General features: G+C 68.5%; 1 protein-coding gene. It reads right to left on the bottom strand.

The annotated features are described in order from the left end of the window. Positions 1 to 47 precede the first annotated feature (47 nt). The gene (locus tag AB0M24_RS48115) at positions 48 to 1,400 is read right to left on the bottom strand and encodes a transposase (RefSeq protein WP_363782013.1); all 1,353 of its coding nucleotides are present in this window, start codon (positions 1,398 to 1,400) and stop codon (positions 48 to 50) included. Between the last annotated feature and the right edge of the window lie 185 nt (positions 1,401 to 1,585).

Raw genomic sequence — 1,585 nt, forward strand, 5'->3', positions numbered from 1 at the left:
ACCTGGTGTTTTAACCAGGGGTGAGTTCCTTGAGACGGGTCGTCGCGTCAGCGGCGGCCCGTCTCTTGTTGTCTGTCGTGGGTTTGTGAGCTGCGGTGTTTGCGGATCACGGGGTGGCGGAGTGCGGGTGTGGAGGTTCGTCCTGGTGGGCGTCCGGGGCCGGGCTGGAAGGGTTGTCGGGACCTGGCCGGAGTGCCCAGCTCGGCCTGAAGTACCCGAAATCCGCGTTTGACTCGCAGTGGTGACATCAGGCCCGCGGGTTCCCAGCGCAGCCGGTGGTCGCCGACGAGATCCCGGGCGGCGACGAGCAGCGCGTAGGCGGCGGCGATCAACCAGCTCCACCGCTCGGCCTGTTCAGGGGTGCGCAGCCGGGGCAGGGTCCAGCCCAGGTGCTGTTTGCAGAACCGGAACAGGTGCTCGATCTGGAAACGGCGCAGGTAGGCCCGCCAGAGCCGGTCCAGATCGAACGAGCCCTCCGGGCCAGTCCACAACAGCCAGATCGGTTTCTCGCCCGGCTGGGCGGACTGGATGCGGATCACGCTGCCGCGCACGATCTCCCGGGTCTTGCCCGAGTGCGCGGTCCGGCCGGGCTCGGCCAGTTTCTTGGAATGACGCGGGTGCAGGCGGTGCCAGGCCAGTATCGACAGCTCGTGGTGGCGGCCCCGGTCCGGGCGTGGTGGCACGATCCTGATCTCGTCGGGCTCGGGCCAACTGGCCGTGTCGGGCAGTTTCATCGCCGGTCCGTGCACCGGCGGCCGGCCACGATCGCTCGGCCGACGGGATGGTGGATCGGTGAGCATCACCGAGTCCGACCGCACCCGGATCAGCAGTTGCACCGGCTGGCCGGACAGTTGCCGGCCGATCCAGGACGGGCTGTAGTCGCCGTCCATGCACACGACCGGCGGTCGTGGCAGGCCGGTGGGCAGCCGGTCCAGCAACGCCAGGACCTGCGCGACCGCGACCGCGTGATGGTTGCCGCCGGGGCCGATCCGGGCCAGGTCGACCGGCGGCGCCCACGACGAGTGCTCCGCGTTGGTAGCGGCCAGCCACTGAAACCACCAGCCCTCGGTCACCGGGGCCCGCCGGTCACGCCGATCCTTCGAGGCGTCGTAGTTCAGCGTCCGGCCAGGACTGGTCTCCGCGTGCGAGCGGGGCCACTGCGAACAATCCAGCGCGAACACCAGATCCTCGTCCGCGGCACCCGATCCCGCCACCAGCCCGGCCAGCACCCCCGCCATCGCGGTGGTGTCGATCAGGCCCTGCTCCAGCGCCCGGTAGACACTGCCGTGCCCTCGGCGCAGCGGTGCTTCCAACGTCAGCCACGGCAACGACATCGGCCGCTGCGGACTCACCAGCAGCGCGTCGACCAGCTCGAACAACGTGTCCGGCCACGCACGCAAACAGCCATACAGATCCCGGCGCAACCGTTGCAGCGCCCTGAGTTGGGCGCTCTGAGCTTGATCGGGCACACTACGAGGCACGGCCACCACTTGTCATGATCGCGTTCTTTGGACGGAACCCGAAAATGATCAAGCGGTGGCCGTGCCTGTGTCAAAACCCAGGAGCTCCCTGGTTAAAACACCAG

Origin of the sequence: Lentzea sp. NPDC051838 (assembly GCF_040681245.1) — a bacterium.
Classification (GTDB): Bacteria; Actinomycetota; Actinomycetes; order Mycobacteriales; family Pseudonocardiaceae; genus Lentzea.